At 48.9% G+C, this 15,190-nt stretch carries 12 protein-coding genes and 1 other RNA gene; 11 read left to right on the top strand and 2 right to left on the bottom strand.

The window, feature by feature from the left end; translation table 11 throughout:
- The first annotated feature begins 71 nt into the window (after positions 1-71).
- The 8 genes from ACLGE8_RS08775 to ACLGE8_RS08740 all read left to right on the top strand — a co-directional run bounded on the left by ACLGE8_RS08775 (position 72) and on the right by ACLGE8_RS08740 (position 9,783).
- Complete coding sequence (locus ACLGE8_RS08775; RefSeq protein ID WP_410997978.1) at positions 72-1,412, top strand: MFS transporter; 1,341 nt, start codon at positions 72-74, stop codon at positions 1,410-1,412.
- A gap of 26 nt (positions 1,413-1,438) precedes the next feature.
- Positions 1,439-2,209, top strand: a complete 771-nt coding sequence (gene garL / locus ACLGE8_RS08770; protein WP_410997976.1) for a 2-dehydro-3-deoxyglucarate aldolase — start codon at positions 1,439-1,441, stop codon at positions 2,207-2,209.
- A gap of 30 nt (positions 2,210-2,239) precedes the next feature.
- Positions 2,240-3,130 carry a 2-hydroxy-3-oxopropionate reductase gene (gene garR / locus ACLGE8_RS08765; RefSeq protein WP_410997974.1) on the top strand — a complete coding sequence of 297 codons (891 nt, stop codon included), beginning with the start codon at positions 2,240-2,242 and terminating at the stop codon, positions 3,128-3,130.
- A 95-nt stretch (positions 3,131-3,225) separates the two neighbouring features.
- Positions 3,226-4,371, top strand: coding sequence for a glycerate 2-kinase (gene garK / locus ACLGE8_RS08760; RefSeq protein WP_410997972.1), 1,146 nt, complete (start codon positions 3,226-3,228; stop codon positions 4,369-4,371).
- 32 nt (positions 4,372-4,403) lie between these two features.
- An RNA gene (gene rnpB / locus ACLGE8_RS08755) (RNase P RNA component class A) lies at positions 4,404-4,784 on the top strand.
- A gap of 289 nt (positions 4,785-5,073) precedes the next feature.
- A complete protein-coding gene (locus ACLGE8_RS08750; RefSeq protein ID WP_410997970.1) occupies positions 5,074-6,468 on the top strand; it encodes a tyrosine-type recombinase/integrase in 1,395 nt (464 codons plus the stop codon).
- Positions 6,469-7,092: 624 nt separating this feature from the next.
- On the top strand, positions 7,093-7,794 hold the full coding sequence (locus ACLGE8_RS08745) for an inovirus-type Gp2 protein (RefSeq protein ID WP_410997968.1): 702 nt from the start codon (positions 7,093-7,095) through the stop codon (positions 7,792-7,794).
- Positions 7,795-8,103: 309 nt separating this feature from the next.
- The gene (locus tag ACLGE8_RS08740; RefSeq protein ID WP_410997966.1) at positions 8,104-9,783 is read left to right on the top strand and encodes a DUF262 domain-containing protein; all 1,680 of its coding nucleotides are present in this window, start codon (positions 8,104-8,106) and stop codon (positions 9,781-9,783) included.
- 105 nt (positions 9,784-9,888) lie between these two features.
- Here ACLGE8_RS08740 and ACLGE8_RS08735 read toward each other — a convergent pair whose 3' ends face one another.
- Together ACLGE8_RS08735 and ACLGE8_RS08730 are read right to left on the bottom strand one after the other, a co-directional pair.
- A complete protein-coding gene (locus ACLGE8_RS08735; RefSeq protein ID WP_410997964.1) occupies positions 9,889-10,464 on the bottom strand; it encodes a recombinase family protein in 576 nt (191 codons plus the stop codon).
- 340 nt (positions 10,465-10,804) lie between these two features.
- Positions 10,805-11,371 (bottom strand): hypothetical protein, encoded by a 567-nt coding sequence (locus ACLGE8_RS08730; protein ID WP_410998107.1) that lies wholly within the window; start codon positions 11,369-11,371, stop codon positions 10,805-10,807.
- Between the two features lie 181 nt (positions 11,372-11,552).
- On the opposite strand from ACLGE8_RS08730, the gene ACLGE8_RS08725 reads away from it, so the two are divergent.
- From ACLGE8_RS08725 to ACLGE8_RS08715, 3 genes are all read left to right on the top strand, one after another.
- Entirely contained in the window at positions 11,553-11,762 is a 210-nt protein-coding gene (locus ACLGE8_RS08725; protein ID WP_410997962.1) for a hypothetical protein, read from the top strand.
- 664 nt (positions 11,763-12,426) lie between these two features.
- Positions 12,427-13,752 carry a hypothetical protein gene (locus ACLGE8_RS08720; protein ID WP_410997960.1) on the top strand — a complete coding sequence of 442 codons (1,326 nt, stop codon included), beginning with the start codon at positions 12,427-12,429 and terminating at the stop codon, positions 13,750-13,752.
- A 19-nt stretch (positions 13,753-13,771) separates the two neighbouring features.
- Positions 13,772-15,076, top strand: a complete 1,305-nt coding sequence (locus ACLGE8_RS08715; RefSeq protein WP_410997958.1) for a serine dehydratase subunit alpha family protein — start codon at positions 13,772-13,774, stop codon at positions 15,074-15,076.
- The last annotated feature ends 114 nt before the right edge of the window (positions 15,077-15,190 follow it).

Genomic DNA, 15,190 nt, shown 5'->3' with positions numbered 1-15,190 from the left:
TAATCAGCGAATTACTGTCTTAATAATAACAATATAATTAAGGCGCTCTGTACCCCCCCGAGGATAATAAAATGATACATGATACAGCTGATGTTTCTGGATCAACGAAAGGAATGCCGACTCGTTATTTAATTTTGTTAGTTATTTTTATTGTTACGGCCGTTAACTATGCTGACCGCGCCACGCTCTCCATTGCCGGTACATCGGTGGCGAAAGAGCTGGGACTGAGTGCGGTAGAAATGGGGTATATCTTCTCTGCGTTCGGTTGGGCTTATTTGCTCATGCAGATCCCCGGTGGTTGGTTACTGGATAAATTTGGTTCGAAGAAAGTGTACACCTACAGCCTGTTCTTCTGGTCGCTGTTCACTTTCCTGCAGGGCTTTGTTGGCTTCTTCCCATTAGCGTGGGCAGGCGTCTCCATGTTCTTTATGCGCTTTATGCTGGGCTTCTCCGAAGCGCCGTCTTTCCCAGCGAATGCCCGTATCGTAGCGGCCTGGTTCCCGACTAAAGAGCGTGGCACCGCGTCCGCTATCTTTAACTCTGCGCAGTATTTTTCGTTAGCGCTGTTCTCTCCGCTGCTGGGCTGGCTGACCTTCGCCTGGGGCTGGGAACACGTCTTTACCGTGATGGGGGCGATTGGCTTCGTGCTGACCGGGATGTGGGTGAAATTTGTTCATAACCCGACTGATCATCCGCGTATGTCTAAAGATGAGCTGAAGTTTATTGCGGATAACGGCGCTGTGGTCGATATGGACCATAAAAAGCCGGGCAGCGATGCGGCAAAAGGTCCGAAGCTGGAGTACATCAAGCAGCTGCTCAGCAGCCGTATGATGTTAGGGATCTTCTTCGGCCAGTACTTCCTGAACACCATTACCTGGTTCTTCCTCACCTGGTTCCCGATTTACCTGGTGCAGGACAAAGGCATGTCGATTCTGAAAGTGGGGCTGGTGGCGTCTATCCCGGCGTTGTGTGGCTTTGCCGGTGGTGTGCTGGGCGGTCTGTTCTCTGACTACCTGATCCGTCGTGGCTGTACGCTGACCTTTGCTCGTAAGCTGCCTATCGTGCTGGGGATGCTGTTGGCATCGACGATTATTCTGTGTAACTACACCGATAGCACCGCGCTGGTGGTAACCCTGATGGCGCTGGCATTCTTCGGTAAAGGCTTTGGCGCACTCGGCTGGCCGGTTATCTCCGATGTGGCACCGAAAGAGATTGTTGGGCTGTGCGGCGGGCTGTTTAACGTCTTCGGCAACGTGGCATCTATCGTCACTCCGCTGGTGATTGGCTATATCGTGAGTGAACTGCACTCCTTTAATGGCGCACTGATTTTTGTAGGCTGTTCTGCGCTGATGATGATGGTTTGCTACCTGTTCGTGGTGGGCGACATCAAACGTCTGGAACTGCGTAAGTAAGCCACGACTAACTTAAGGTAATGAAAATGGATAACGCGATTTTCCCTAACAAATTCAAAGCGGCACTGGCTGCCAAACAGGTTCAGATTGGCTGCTGGTCCGCACTTTCCAGCCCAATCAGCACCGAAGTGTTAGGACTGGCCGGTTTCGACTGGCTGGTGCTGGACGGTGAACATGCGCCGAACGACGTGACAACGCTCATTCCGCAACTGATGGCCTTAAAAGGCAGCGTGAGTGCACCGGTAGTGCGTATCCCGACCAACGAGCCGGTGGTTATCAAACGCATGCTGGATATCGGTTTCTACAACTTCCTGATTCCGTTCGTTGAAACCGAAGAAGAAGCCGCGCAGGCGGTCTCTTCTACTCGCTATCCACCAGAAGGCATTCGCGGCGTCTCCGTTTCTCACCGTGGCAACATGTTTGGCACCGTGCCGGATTACTTCGCGCAGTCCAATAAAAACATCACCATCCTGGTGCAGATCGAAAGCCAGCTGGGCGTCGACAACGTTGATGCCATTGCCGCCACCGAAGGCGTAGATGGCATCTTCGTTGGCCCAAGCGACCTGGCGGCAGCATTAGGCCATCTGGGCAACGCTTCTCACCCGGAAGTGCAGCAGGCGATTCAACACATTTTCGCCCGTGCTAAAGCGCACGGTAAACCAAGCGGCATTCTGGCACCGGTTGAAGCCGATGCGCGTCGCTATCTGGAATGGGGCGCGACCTTTGTGGCGGTTGGCAGCGATCTGGGCGTGTTCCGCGCCGGTACGCAGAAACTGGCTGACGCCTTCAAGAAGTAACCACCACCGAATACATACACATTTGAGGAAATGACGATGAAAGTTGGTTTTATTGGCCTGGGTATCATGGGTAAACCGATGAGTAAAAATCTGCTGAAAGCAGGTTACTCGCTGGTGGTTTGTGACCGTAATCCTGAAACGATCGCTGAAGTGATCGCCGCTGGCGCTGAAACGGCGACCACCGCAAAAGCGATTGCTGAACAGTGTGATGTGATCATCACCATGCTGCCAAACTCCCCGCACGTGAAAGAGGTCGCGCTGGGTGAAAACGGCATTATTGATGGCGCGAAGCCGGGCACCGTGCTTATCGACATGAGTTCGATTGCCCCGCTGGCGAGCCGTGAAATCAGCGAGGCGCTGAAGGCTAAAGGTATTGAGATGCTTGATGCCCCGGTGAGCGGCGGCGAGCCAAAAGCCATCGACGGCACTCTGTCAGTGATGGTGGGCGGCGATAAAGCTATCTTCGATAAGTACTACGACCTGATGAAAGCGATGGCGGGTTCTGTGGTGCATACCGGTGAAATTGGCGCGGGTAACGTGACCAAGCTGGCAAACCAGGTGATCGTGGCGCTGAATATTGCGGCGATGTCTGAAGCGCTGACCCTGGCGACCAAAGCGGGCGTTAACCCGGATCTGGTGTATCAGGCGATTCGCGGCGGCCTGGCGGGCAGCACCGTGCTGGATGCCAAAGCACCGATGGTCATGGACCGTAACTTCAAGCCTGGCTTCCGTATCGACCTGCACATTAAAGATCTGGCGAACGCGCTGGATACTTCGCATGGCGTTGGCGCACAGCTGCCGCTGACTGCGGCGGTGATGGAGATGATGCAGGCGCTGCGTGCCGACGGTCTGGGAACCGCCGACCATAGCGCTTTGGCATGCTATTACGAGAAGCTGGCGAAAGTGGAAGTCACTCGCTAAGGACGTTGTGCCCGGTGGCGCATTGCGTGCCGGGCTTACAGGGTAGGCCGGAGCAGTAAAACGCCCTCCGGCGTCGTGCGCTAATAGGCTCAGATATGAAAATCGTAATCGCCCCAGACTCTTATAAAGAAAGCCTTTCTGCCACCGAGGTAGCTCAGGCAATAGAAAAAGGATTTCGGGAAATCTTTCCGGAAGCGCAATTCGTGTCAGTGCCGGTCGCCGACGGTGGAGAAGGAACGGTTGAGGCGATGATAGCGGCCACCCAGGGGCGTTCGATGACGTCAACGGTCACCGGCCCGCTTGGCGAAGCTGTGGATGCACAGTGGGGGATCTCCGGCGACGGGAGCACCGCCTTTATTGAAATGGCGGCGGCAAGCGGCCTGGCGTTAGTGCCACCAGAACAGCGTAACCCGCTGATTACCACCTCTTACGGCACCGGGGAGCTGATTCTTCAGGCGCTGGAGAGTGGGGTGAAGAATATTATTATCGGTATTGGCGGCAGCGCGACCAACGACGGCGGTGCCGGTATGGTACAGGCGCTGGGCGCGAAGCTGTGCGATGCCGAGGGTAAGGAGATTGGCTTTGGCGGTGGCAGCCTGATGAGCCTCAATCACATTGATATTTCCGGCCTGGACGCTCGCCTGCAGCACTGCGCAATTCGCGTAGCCTGCGATGTGACGAACCCGCTGACGGGGCCGCAGGGTGCTTCCTGCATCTTTGGCCCGCAGAAAGGGGCGACCGAGGCGATGATCGTCGAACTGGATCGCAACCTGGCTCACTATGCGGAGGCGATTAAAACCTCGCTGCGCATTGATGTGAAAACGGTGCCGGGCTCTGGCGCCGCGGGCGGAATGGGAGCAGCGCTGATGGCGTTCCTGGGCGCAGAGCTGCGCAGCGGTATTGAGATTGTGACCCAGGCGCTGAACCTGGAAGAACATATCCACGACTGCACGCTGGTGGTTACCGGCGAAGGCCGTCTCGATAGCCAGAGCATTCACGGTAAGGTGCCGGTAGGCGTAGCCAGCGTGGCGAAGAAATACCATAAACCGGTTATCGGCATTGCCGGTAGCCTGACGCGCGATGTCGGCGTGGTGCATCAGTACGGCATTGATTCGGTATTCAGCGTGCTGAACCGCATTGGCTCGCTGGAAGAGGCTTTCCGCGATGCGGCGGAGAATATTTATCAGACCTCCCGGAACATCGCCGCTACCATTCAGGTGGGGATGCGGATCGAAGGGTGACATCAGCGCGCAAACCCTCTATACTGCGCGCCGAAGCTGACCAGACAGTCGCCGCTTCGTCGTCGTCCTCTTCGGGGGAGACGGGCGGAGGGGAGGAAAGTCCGGGCTCCATAGGGCAAGGTGCCAGGTAACGCCTGGGGGGTGTAACAGCCCACGACCAGTGCAACAGAGAGCAAACCGCCGATGGCCCGCGCAAGCGGGATCAGGTAAGGGTGAAAGGGTGCGGTAAGAGCGCACCGCGCGGCTGGTAACAGTCCGTGGCACGGTAAACTCCACCCGGAGCAAGGCCAAATAGGGGTTCATAAGGTACGGCCCGTACTGAACCCGGGTAGGCTGCTTGAGCCAGTGAGCGATTGCTGGCCTAGATGAATGACTGTCCACGACAGAACCCGGCTTATCGGTCAGCTTCAACTTCTTCTAAAACAATACGTTGGTGTGTCTCAGGCTTTCTAAGGCAAAACTGTGACACAGACTGTGATACAAACGAGACACACCAACGGCTGTTCCATCCCGAATATCCTAAAGCGTGGCAACCGCTACAGCCTTCATTTCAGATTACCTTCAGGCGGCTTCTTTCGCTTATCTCTGGGCTGCGATTCTGCCAGTAGAGCAAGGTTTAAATCTTCTCGTCTCGCTATGTTCATTTCTCTTGTAAAATCGTCCAAGATGGAGCCAGCCCAACTTTTGGACATAGTGCAGAAAATGAAGAAATTAGAACAAAAAGACATTGATGATTATTTACTCAGTGTTCAGGCCACCTTTTATGCTGCAGTAAAAAAAATCCCAGCAACTACTCGTAAGAGAATGCGTAACTCGATTTCATTGGTTCGTGAAAAAAGTAACATTATGCTCTTAGGAGACATACTTGGTGAGACTTTCACTAAAGATGGCCCAGCTTTGTCGGAAGACATTGTTATCGAACATCTTAGCAGGCAGTATGACATTACAGGCATGGCGGATGAGATTGATTATATAGCGGCAGAGTATGACCTCATGTGGAGAAATAGCTGTGATGCATATGCAGCTTTTCTTGATTCCCGACATTCCGAATATCGGCAGATCCTTAGCTCTTTGCGGCCAGAAAGTAATTATGTTTCCGAGCAAGCTAGTAAGTCGGAAGAATCACAGGCCTCTGCTTTGTCACTATCTGAGGCATGGAAGGGATTTGTAAAATTTAAGTCGGACTGGACTCCGAAGATCCGCCAAGAAAGTGAAAAATATTACGAAGTCATAGAGGCTGTTCTGGGGGCTGGTACTATCGTCAATAGTATTACCCGTCGTGATATCAAAAATTTACTCGAGATGGCAGCGGGTCTCCCTCAACAGAACAAAAAACCGTACAACAGGATGACTACTCAGGAGTGCCTCGATGCGGATGATATCCCTGAAGAAGATCTGGTGTCTTCGAGAACAGTTAACGGCTATTTAAAGCTGTGTCAGGGATTGTTTGCCTACTTGGTCAAAGAAGAAGATGTTCTTGAATCATCGCCTACGAATAATGTCAAGTTTGAGGCGAAAAGTCGCAGCTATGGCAACTATAGCCTTACAGAGATGCGAAAGCTGGTGGCGTATTTTAAAACGCTTGAAGATTGGAAAAAATGGGTGTTTTTACTGCTTGCATATACAGGGGCTCGTCGCTCTGAAATAGCAGCTTTGAAAGTTTCGGATATCCGTCTGGATGATGATAGCCAGCGGTACTACATTCTGATCCAAGACAGTAAGACTGAAGCAGGAATACGACAAATTCCTCTTTCACTTCGCTTGATAGAAATGAACTTTTTAAGTTACATCAAAGACAAGAATCCAGATGCAAGACTCTTCCCTCAAATAACTAATAAAACACAGTTGACACGAATTTTTCACAGCATACGTGAAACGCTGGATATTCATTACCTGGATGACTTTAAGCGTCGCCGTATCATTCACAGTTTACGCCATACTTTCATCACTGAAGCGGCGAAAACTAACAATCTACCAATTGTGCAACGGACGGTCGGACACGAACTATCTCGCATTGGTCAGACGCAAGTATATATACATGAATTTAACGTTTCTGCTTTGATTCCGGTTATCGACTGCATTGACTGGCTTAAGTGATAATGATTCTCAATTGTGCGGTTTTATGATAAAATGCCCTCTGTGATAAATCATTTTGCAGAGGGGAAATCTTGCATCTCAAATTCAATCTGCCAGCGTTTGCTCCACCGTCATTGAATGAGCGTAAACGCGCGGCAAGCACTCTGAAGTCAGCAGGATTAACACTGACCAGTTCACGTATCAATGTCCTCTACCACCTAACCCGAACCGTTATCCCAAGTACGGCTCTAGAACTTTCAAAACTCCTGAACGTGCCACTTTCAACAACACACCGCAATTTATCTGTACTATCTAAGGCTGGTTTAGCTGACTACATCATCGATCGTTCAGGCGTATCTCGCTGGTTCTTGGTCTCCGCTAACCACGTTAATTTTTGCCCATACTGTAATCAGGACTATACAAGCGCCAGCTAGGCCCTTGCGAAACATAAAATCCAGTGGTAATCTAATAAAAGTTTCTTGTTCAATACAGAAACGTTTCTGAGTAAAAAATCCTGTGATGCCTGTATTCCAACGCCAGAAGTGGTGTGGGTCTGCTGGGCTTTTTGCGTTTCTGTTTGCTACTGGTTTTTATTAATATCTGTATTAAGGATCTATATCTATCTGACATTCTAGAAGGAGGCGTATGCAGCAACCTGTTTTATCTTTACCTCAACCCATCAATTTACTGACATCTCACCGTGACAACGGTCATTACACTCTGATCCATTCTACAACGTATATCCATAAGGGTTTGGCTTACAAGCTTAATCATGATCCGTTAAATAATCGTAGTAGCCCGATACGAAAAGAAATTATCGACAGGTTCATCGAACAACTACACGCTATGTTGTCGTACTACGACGAACTGTTCGCTTTTCGTTTTGACTTATCTGTACCAGATGGAATGTCCGTTGCTGAAAGCAACAAATTAGTTAGTAATTTATTTACCCTCTTACGGGGGGAATTCACTGCAAAGGCATGGAATGGTCAGCCTATAAAACGCTTTGGATATGGTTGGAGTGGGGAAATTGAAACGGCTAAACAGCTTCATTATCATTGCTGGATTGCTCTACCATACTTTCAAGTAAGAACGGCAGGGTTTCGTGATAAAGGCATGGCGGGTAGAATCAGCCGTATATGGTCTGAACTGACTAATGGTGTTTCCCGTGCTCATGTAGCTAAAGGTAGTTACAGAATCAAAAGAGGTGATCACGGTTCGCTGGTGGACATGGTCGAAAGAATCTCATACATTGCAAAAAACCGTGGGAAGTATTCTACTGGCAAAGGGCAGCAAACCTTTTCAGCTTCAAGGGTAAGATTTAAGACGGCTATTACGCTGCATTAAAAACCCTTCACAGGAAGTCCTGTATTCACTTTTAAATCATTAGCAGTACCATCGCATTACCTACATCATAAAATCCTCACAGAGAGTCATACAGGCTATCTAACAGGGGGCTTTGTTCTCTATCTCGTTCAGATTTAATTTATTGGCTGTGATTCTCAGTTTTTCTTGAAAATCAACTAAGGGGCTACTGCTTTGAATGCGGTAGTCCTTTTTTGTTTTCCCAGATTTATTGTAGTAATCTCCAGACAAATGGTAAGAAAGTATAGCCATATGCATGTTTGCCCACTTTACACCAACGCATTACGATTCATGGCACGAGACGAAGAGAAATGTGCAGGGGCGTTATCACTGTTTGTGACATGGGCGACGTGTTTAAATTGGAAAAAATTAGACTTACATCACACAAAAGGCTCGATTATGGCATCATTGAGTAAGATCACTCCTTCTAGTCCACGGCTTGCTTCATTGTTATCTGATGTAGAGCGCGGAAATATAAAAATCCCAGTTTTTCAGCGTGAATATATTTGGACTGATGATCAAATTATCAGCCTTTTGGATTCTATATATAGAGGGTATCCAGTTGGTTCGCTCTTAATGTGGTCGACAAGAGAAGAGTTAAAACATGAGCGTAATGTTGGCGGTTTCTCTTTACCAAATACACCGGAAGACTACCCTGTAAATTATATATTGGATGGACAGCAAAGGCTTACAACGTTATATGGGGTATTTCATTCTGATGAAAATACTTCTGATGTGGAGCTTGCTGATAGGTTTAATATTTGTTTCTTACCCGACGAAGATGTTTTTGTTCATTATAGTGCTGCGAATGGTAAAAACAAAATACAGTTAAATAAAATATTAGATACAACTAAGCTCTTAGTCGAATTGCCAGCATTTAATGATGCACAGAAAAACAATATCGCAAAGTTAACTGAATCATTTAAAGATTATGAGTTTCCAGTAGTTACCATTCGAGAACGGAGCAATAAAGAAGTATGTAGTATATTCCAAAGAATAAACTCCTCGGGAACCCCGCTTAGTAATTTGGAATTGCTAACTGCATGGACTTGGTCTGATCAATTTGATTTAAGAAGAGAAATTGATTCGTTATTAGATAGCCTTAAAGACAAGGGCTATGAAGATATAGATCAGACCATGTTAATGAGAATGCTATCTTCATTAGTCTGCCACTCAATTGATTCAGATGATTTAGTAGATGTTGAACCAGATGCGTTGGTCAATGGGATGAGTGTTCTCAAAGGTGCAGTGACTTCAGCAGTTGACTTTTTGGAAGGGCAATTAAAGGTTAAGAATATAATATTTTTACCTTTTCCAATTATGATGATACCTATTGTCAACTTCTATGCTTTGATTCGTCGGCCGAACGCGAATCAGATAAAACAACTCAGAAAATGGTTTTGGCAATGCTCCTTGACCTTACGATATAAAGCAGGTACTAATCGTTTGGTTCTTGAGGATTTAGCTAAAATTAAAAGGGTTGCTGAAGGTGAAAATCCATTTGATGAAAACAACCCAGTTGTAAAATCTGATTTATTCAGTAGCTCTTGGCGAATTAATTCAACAGCAGCCAAAACAGCATTGTGCTTGATGGCTCAGTTAAGACCAAGATCCTTCTTGACTGGTTCGGAAGTGGACTTAGGTACAGTTTTATCAGCCTACAATGCAAGACAATTCCATCACATTTATCCTAAAGGATATCTGGCTTTAAGTAATGTGCAATTTCATGAAGCAAATATCATCTCCAACATATGCTTTCTTTCTGCTTCTGAGAATAATGCCATTAGTGATAAAGCCCCAAGTAACTACTTTAAAGATATTCCGGTTGAGCACAAGGAAGAAATTTTTACAGCAGCATTAATACCGGATGAAGCGAAAGATGGTACACTGCCGTTTAATGATTTTATTAGGCTTCGCAATGAAATGTTGCTTGAGAAAGCGCAACAATTGATTAATACAGGTTATCTGTAAAAAATGAAAGGTGGGTTAAGTTCAGCACAGATATATTTATTAACCCACCTATGTTTAGATATTCATAGAATGAGTACTGCCGCCACGGTTGGTGATGTTCGAAGTTTATACACAACTGTTCCAGTGCCGTTTTACTGTGGCAATCCCTAACCCTAAGGCAGCGGCGGCTTTAGCTTGGCTCAGACCATTAGATTTAGCCTCTTGTACACGCTTATACGTGTCTGTTGCCGCAGGACGGCCTAACGTCTTGCCTTCTTTCTTCGCTCTCTCAAGCCCTTCTTTAGTGCGCTCTGTAATACGGGATTTTTCAAACTCTGCAAACGCTGAAAACATTTGCAGCATCAACTTCCCTTCAGCACTGGCAAGATTGCTCGCAGGTAGGTCCATAGAAACAACATCAATTCCTTTGGTTACAAGCATCGAGATTGTTTGCTGCACATCGATGTTGTCACGTCCCAAACGATCCAACTTGAGCACAACTAACTTATCTCCGGCTTCCAGTTTATGGTTAACGAGGTCGGAGAAAGCCTTACGCTTCATCGCCTGCACTCCACCGGAGACAACTTCCGACACTACACGGTTATCTAGCACATCATAGCCAGCCTGACGAATCGCCATGATTTGGTTTTCGGTTGTCTGCTCGCTGGTGGACACACGGCAATATGCAAAAGTGCGGCTCATAACATCCTCTCAAGTGGTATCAATTAACGGTATCATAATTGATCGTTGGTATCTTAATGTCAACACTCTATATTGTTGATACCAGTTTTGATGGGGATAGATTGGTATCGTAAAACGTTCGATTGTTGATACCAGAAGCAAAGAGAGCCATCTACCTGCTCACCCTTTGATATTTGAAAATCATCAGTGAAGGGGCTCTGTTCTGTGGAGTAGACGCTTGATCGTGCTGTTCGTGTGTCGGTGATATTTTAATGCTGGCAGTGGCATAGAGGGGGATCTGTTTTAAACCATTGCGGCGACGGGGAAAGGATTAAGGGGATTGCTCCCCTGTGCCAGTCACTTATTCTAGCAAGCCACCTAACGGTGCTAACGTCACGTAGATATAATTATCGTCACGTTCTTCAATGGTGATTGGCATATCAACTCCGTTATTCAAAACAGCTTTCGCCCGGTAGTTTTTGTCTGAAACCTTCTTCATGTCTTCCACAACCAGACATTTCACATCACTCCCTTTGTCCTTGAATATCGATGTTGTAATTTCACACGCGCTCGTTTTCAGTGCTGAGTCGTTACTCATTGAAACGGCGATCAAAGTGCAACCTAGCGTTATCAATATGTACATGAAAAACAACATCCATCTTCTACCGAGCCTCACTCCAGCAGCTTTTGCCCGACCATAAACATAGATAGGCGGAAATATGATGATCCCCAAAGCAGAGGCCGCAAATTGTGGCTCAGATTCATTGGCAGACTTCACCATTTCTTTTTGATCGAAAACCATACAAACCAGCGCGACCACGTAAAAGACTACGCAAGCCACCTTATTATTCATGGTGAAAAAGTAAGCTACCGGGAACAGCAACGGGATAGCCATGTAGAGATAAAAGTACAAATCTTTATGTTTCATGCTGTTAGTTGTCAAAGTTGCGTCCTTGAATTTGGTGTAGTTGGAAGGTGCTGGGAATTATCCTAACCTTATTAATTAATAAATTCGATCTTATTGATAATTTTTATCGATCGATTGGGTTGTACTGAACACATTGGAATGTTCATATAAGCAACAAGCGGCGGCAACGGAGGAAAACAAGATGAAAGGTTATGTACTGATACTTTGCGGGCTTCTGGTGGCCTTTAGCGTCAGCGCTGGACGTATAACGATGAATGACCCGAAACAGACGACTACTGAAAACGGGCAAACCCTGTGCGTCTATTCCAACAGCATCTACACCTTTACCTACATCACAAGGGCGAAGCACTGCCCATATAGCAGGACCTTCGATACGGCTGACAGCGAGTAGGGGTTCAGGACTTTTGTTGAGATACAAAGTGAGATACAGTCTGCGACACAAGATACTCCAGCGCTGTAGATACCTGACGTATGGATGAACGAAGCCGCCTTATCGGTCAGTTTCACCTCTTAAAAAACCCCGCCTCGGCGGGGTTTTTGCTTTTCTGCTCGCAAGGAAGAACATACCATTTCAGTAGCGTTATATTCTGATTGTTTACCATATCCATACAAACAATGGAGTTATTCACTAAATTGATGCGGTGGTGTGATAGTCATCATTTTTTGCCATTCTTTCACTTCACATCTTATTAACACGGATCATTGCGCTATCTCACAAAACCCACCTGGCGTGCGCCATCGTAGAAATCGGCACTTTCTTAAAATTCCTTACAAAACAATTTGTTATGATTATTCATCCAAAGACGAAAACAATCTGAATCTCTCTTTTTTCAGTTAAAGAGAAATGCATTGGTTAATTTTGCGCTAATCATAGGAATATTTTCTATTTTCGGCGTTTTCTTGCGCAAAGAGTTGCAAGTTTTTTCTCCTGAAGCCGCGCTATCATTTTCTCACTCTAAAAAAGGCAGTGAATAAGCCTGTAATATCCGCACTACCCGGAACATCAAACTGCATTAAAACAATAATCCCCTACATACTAAGAGTGAGAATTTGTTATGGAAACAATCTCAGTTGCAACCGCGCCGACGTCGTCAGCGGCCGTGCGAGCGGGCATGTCAGAAAGTGAATGGCAGGAGGCAATAAAATTCGACAGTACCGATGTTGGCTGGGTCATTATGAGCATCGGGATGGCGATCGGGGCAGGGATCGTGTTCCTGCCGGTTCAGGTTGGCCTGATGGGGCTGTGGGTTTTCCTGCTCTCCTCTATCGTTGGCTACCCGGCGATGTACCTGTTCCAGAGGCTGTTTATCAATACCCTCGCCGAATCACCGGAGTGTAAAGACTACCCAAGCGTTATCAGCGGCTACCTCGGCAAAAACTGGGGGATCTTGCTCGGCGCGCTCTACTTCATCATGTTGGTTATCTGGATGTTCGTTTACTCCACGGCGATCACCAACGACAGCGCCTCCTACCTGCATACCTTCGGCGTAACCGACGGACTGCTCTCCGAAAACCCATTTTATGGGCTGGTGCTGATCTGCGTGCTGGTGGCGATATCGTCGCGTGGGGAGAAATTGCTGTTTAAAGTCTCCAGCTTTATGGTGCTGACCAAACTGTTGGTGGTGGCGGCGCTGGGTGTATCGATGGTCGGCATGTGGCATCTGTACAACGCCGGCACCCTGCCGCCGATGGGGCTGCTGATTAAAAACGCCATTATCACGCTGCCGTTTACCCTGACCTCTATCCTGTTTATTCAAACCCTGAGCCCAATGGTCATCTCTTATCGCTCAAAGGAGAAATCCCGCGAAGTAGCGCGTCATAAAGCGCTGCGGGCGATGAACATTGCCTTTGGCATTCTGTTCGTGGTGGTCTTCTTCTACGCCGTCTCCTTCACGCTGGCAATGGGCCACGACGAAGCGGTGAAGGCTTACGAGCAGAACATCTCGGCGCTGGCAATTGCCGCCCAGTTTATTAACGGCAGCGCGGGCGCATGGGTCACCGTGGTGAGTGTGATCCTCAACATCTTTGCCGTGATGACCGCCTTCTTTGGGGTTTACCTGGGCTTTCGCGAAGCCACGCAGGGGATCGTTATCAACCTGCTGCGCCGCAAAATGCCGGAGGACAAAATCAATCAGAAGCTGGTGCAGCGCGGGATCATGATCTTCGCCATCCTGCTGGCCTGGAGCGCAATCGTGCTCAATGCGCCGGTGCTGAGCTTCACCTCTATCTGTAGCCCTATTTTCGGCATGGTCGGCTGTCTTATCCCAGCCTGGCTGGTCTACAAGGTGCCGGCGCTGCACAAATACAAAGGCGTCTCGCTGGTGATTATCATCATTACCGGCCTGCTGCTCTGCGTCTCGCCGTTCCTGGCCTTCTCCTGATTTACGCGTGGTAATGAATATGGTTGATGTATCAATGAATCCGCTCTGGGACAACATGATTCAGGCGGTAAAACAGAACGTGAAGCCCGCGATGGGCTGCACTGAACCGGTTTCGCTGGCGCTGGCGAGTGCGATTGCGGCATCGTATCTGGCGGGCAGGGTCAGCCATATCGTGGCTAAAGTGTCGCCGAACCTGATGAAAAACGGCATGGGCGTTACCGTGCCGGGAACGGGGATGGTGGGGCTGCCGATTGCCGCCGCGCTCGGTGCGCTTGGCGGCGACGCGCAGGCCGGGCTTGAGGTGCTGAAGGGCGCTTCGGTCGAGGACATTACGGCGGCCAAGGTTCTGCTGGCCAGCGGTAAGGTGTCGGTGACGATGGAAGAGCCGTGCGATGAAGTGCTCTATGCCAGCGCCACGGTCTATACCCTCAATGAATCGGCGACGGTAACCATTGCCGGTGGCCATACGCGAGTGATTCGCGTGGTCAAAAACGGCGTGACGCTGCTGGATGCTAGCAATTGTGACGGCGCAGAAGAAGAGCAGACAACATCCCTTGAGAACGTCACGCTGGAGCAGGTTGTTGAGTTTGCCGAGCAGGTGCCGTTTGAGAAGATAAGCTTTATCCTCGATGCCGCCCTGCTGAACAGCGCGCTCTCCCATGAAGGGCTGCGCGCGCCGTACGGCCTGCATATTGGCGCAACGCTGCAACGTCAGCGTGAGCGCGGGCTGCTGGCAAAAGATCTGCTCACCGACATTATGATCCGCACCTCGGCGGCGTCGGATGCGCGTATGGGCGGCGCTTGCCTGCCTGCAATGAGCAATTCCGGCTCGGGCAATCAGGGTATTGCCGCCACCATGCCGGTTGTAGTGGTGGCGGAGCATCTGGGCTGCTCGCAGGAGAAAATGGCCCGCGGGCTGATTCTTTCGCACCTGACGGCTATTTACATCCATCATCAGTTGCCGATGCTGTCGGCGCTCTGTGCGGCCACCACGGCCTCAATGGGGGCGGCGGCCGGTATCTGCTGGCTTATCGACGGCAGATACCGCAGTATCTCGATGGCTATCAGCAGCATGATTGGCGACGTCAGCGGTATTATCTGCGATGGTGCGTCTAACAGCTGCGCGATGAAGGTATCAACCAGCGTGTCGTCGGCGTGGAAAGCGGTGCTGATGGCGTTGGATGAAACGGCGGTAACCGGGAACGAGGGGATTGTGGCGAACGATGTAGAGCAGTCGATTAGCAACCTTTGCTCGTTGGCCTGCCACTCCATGCAGCAGACGGACAAACAGGTGATTCAGATTATGGCGAGCAAGCTTGGCTAAAAAATAGGGAACGTAGGCCGGATAAGGCGTTCACGCCGTCATCCGGCAATCTGCGCAGGTTTTGCCGGATGGCGCGTTGCTGATCCGGCCTGCAATAAAAAAAGCCCCGGAGTC

The sequence above is a fragment of the Kluyvera sp. 142486 genome (genome assembly GCF_046569695.1).
Classification (GTDB): domain Bacteria; phylum Pseudomonadota; class Gammaproteobacteria; order Enterobacterales; family Enterobacteriaceae; genus Kluyvera.
This window is presented reverse-complemented; position numbering and strand designations above follow the sequence as displayed.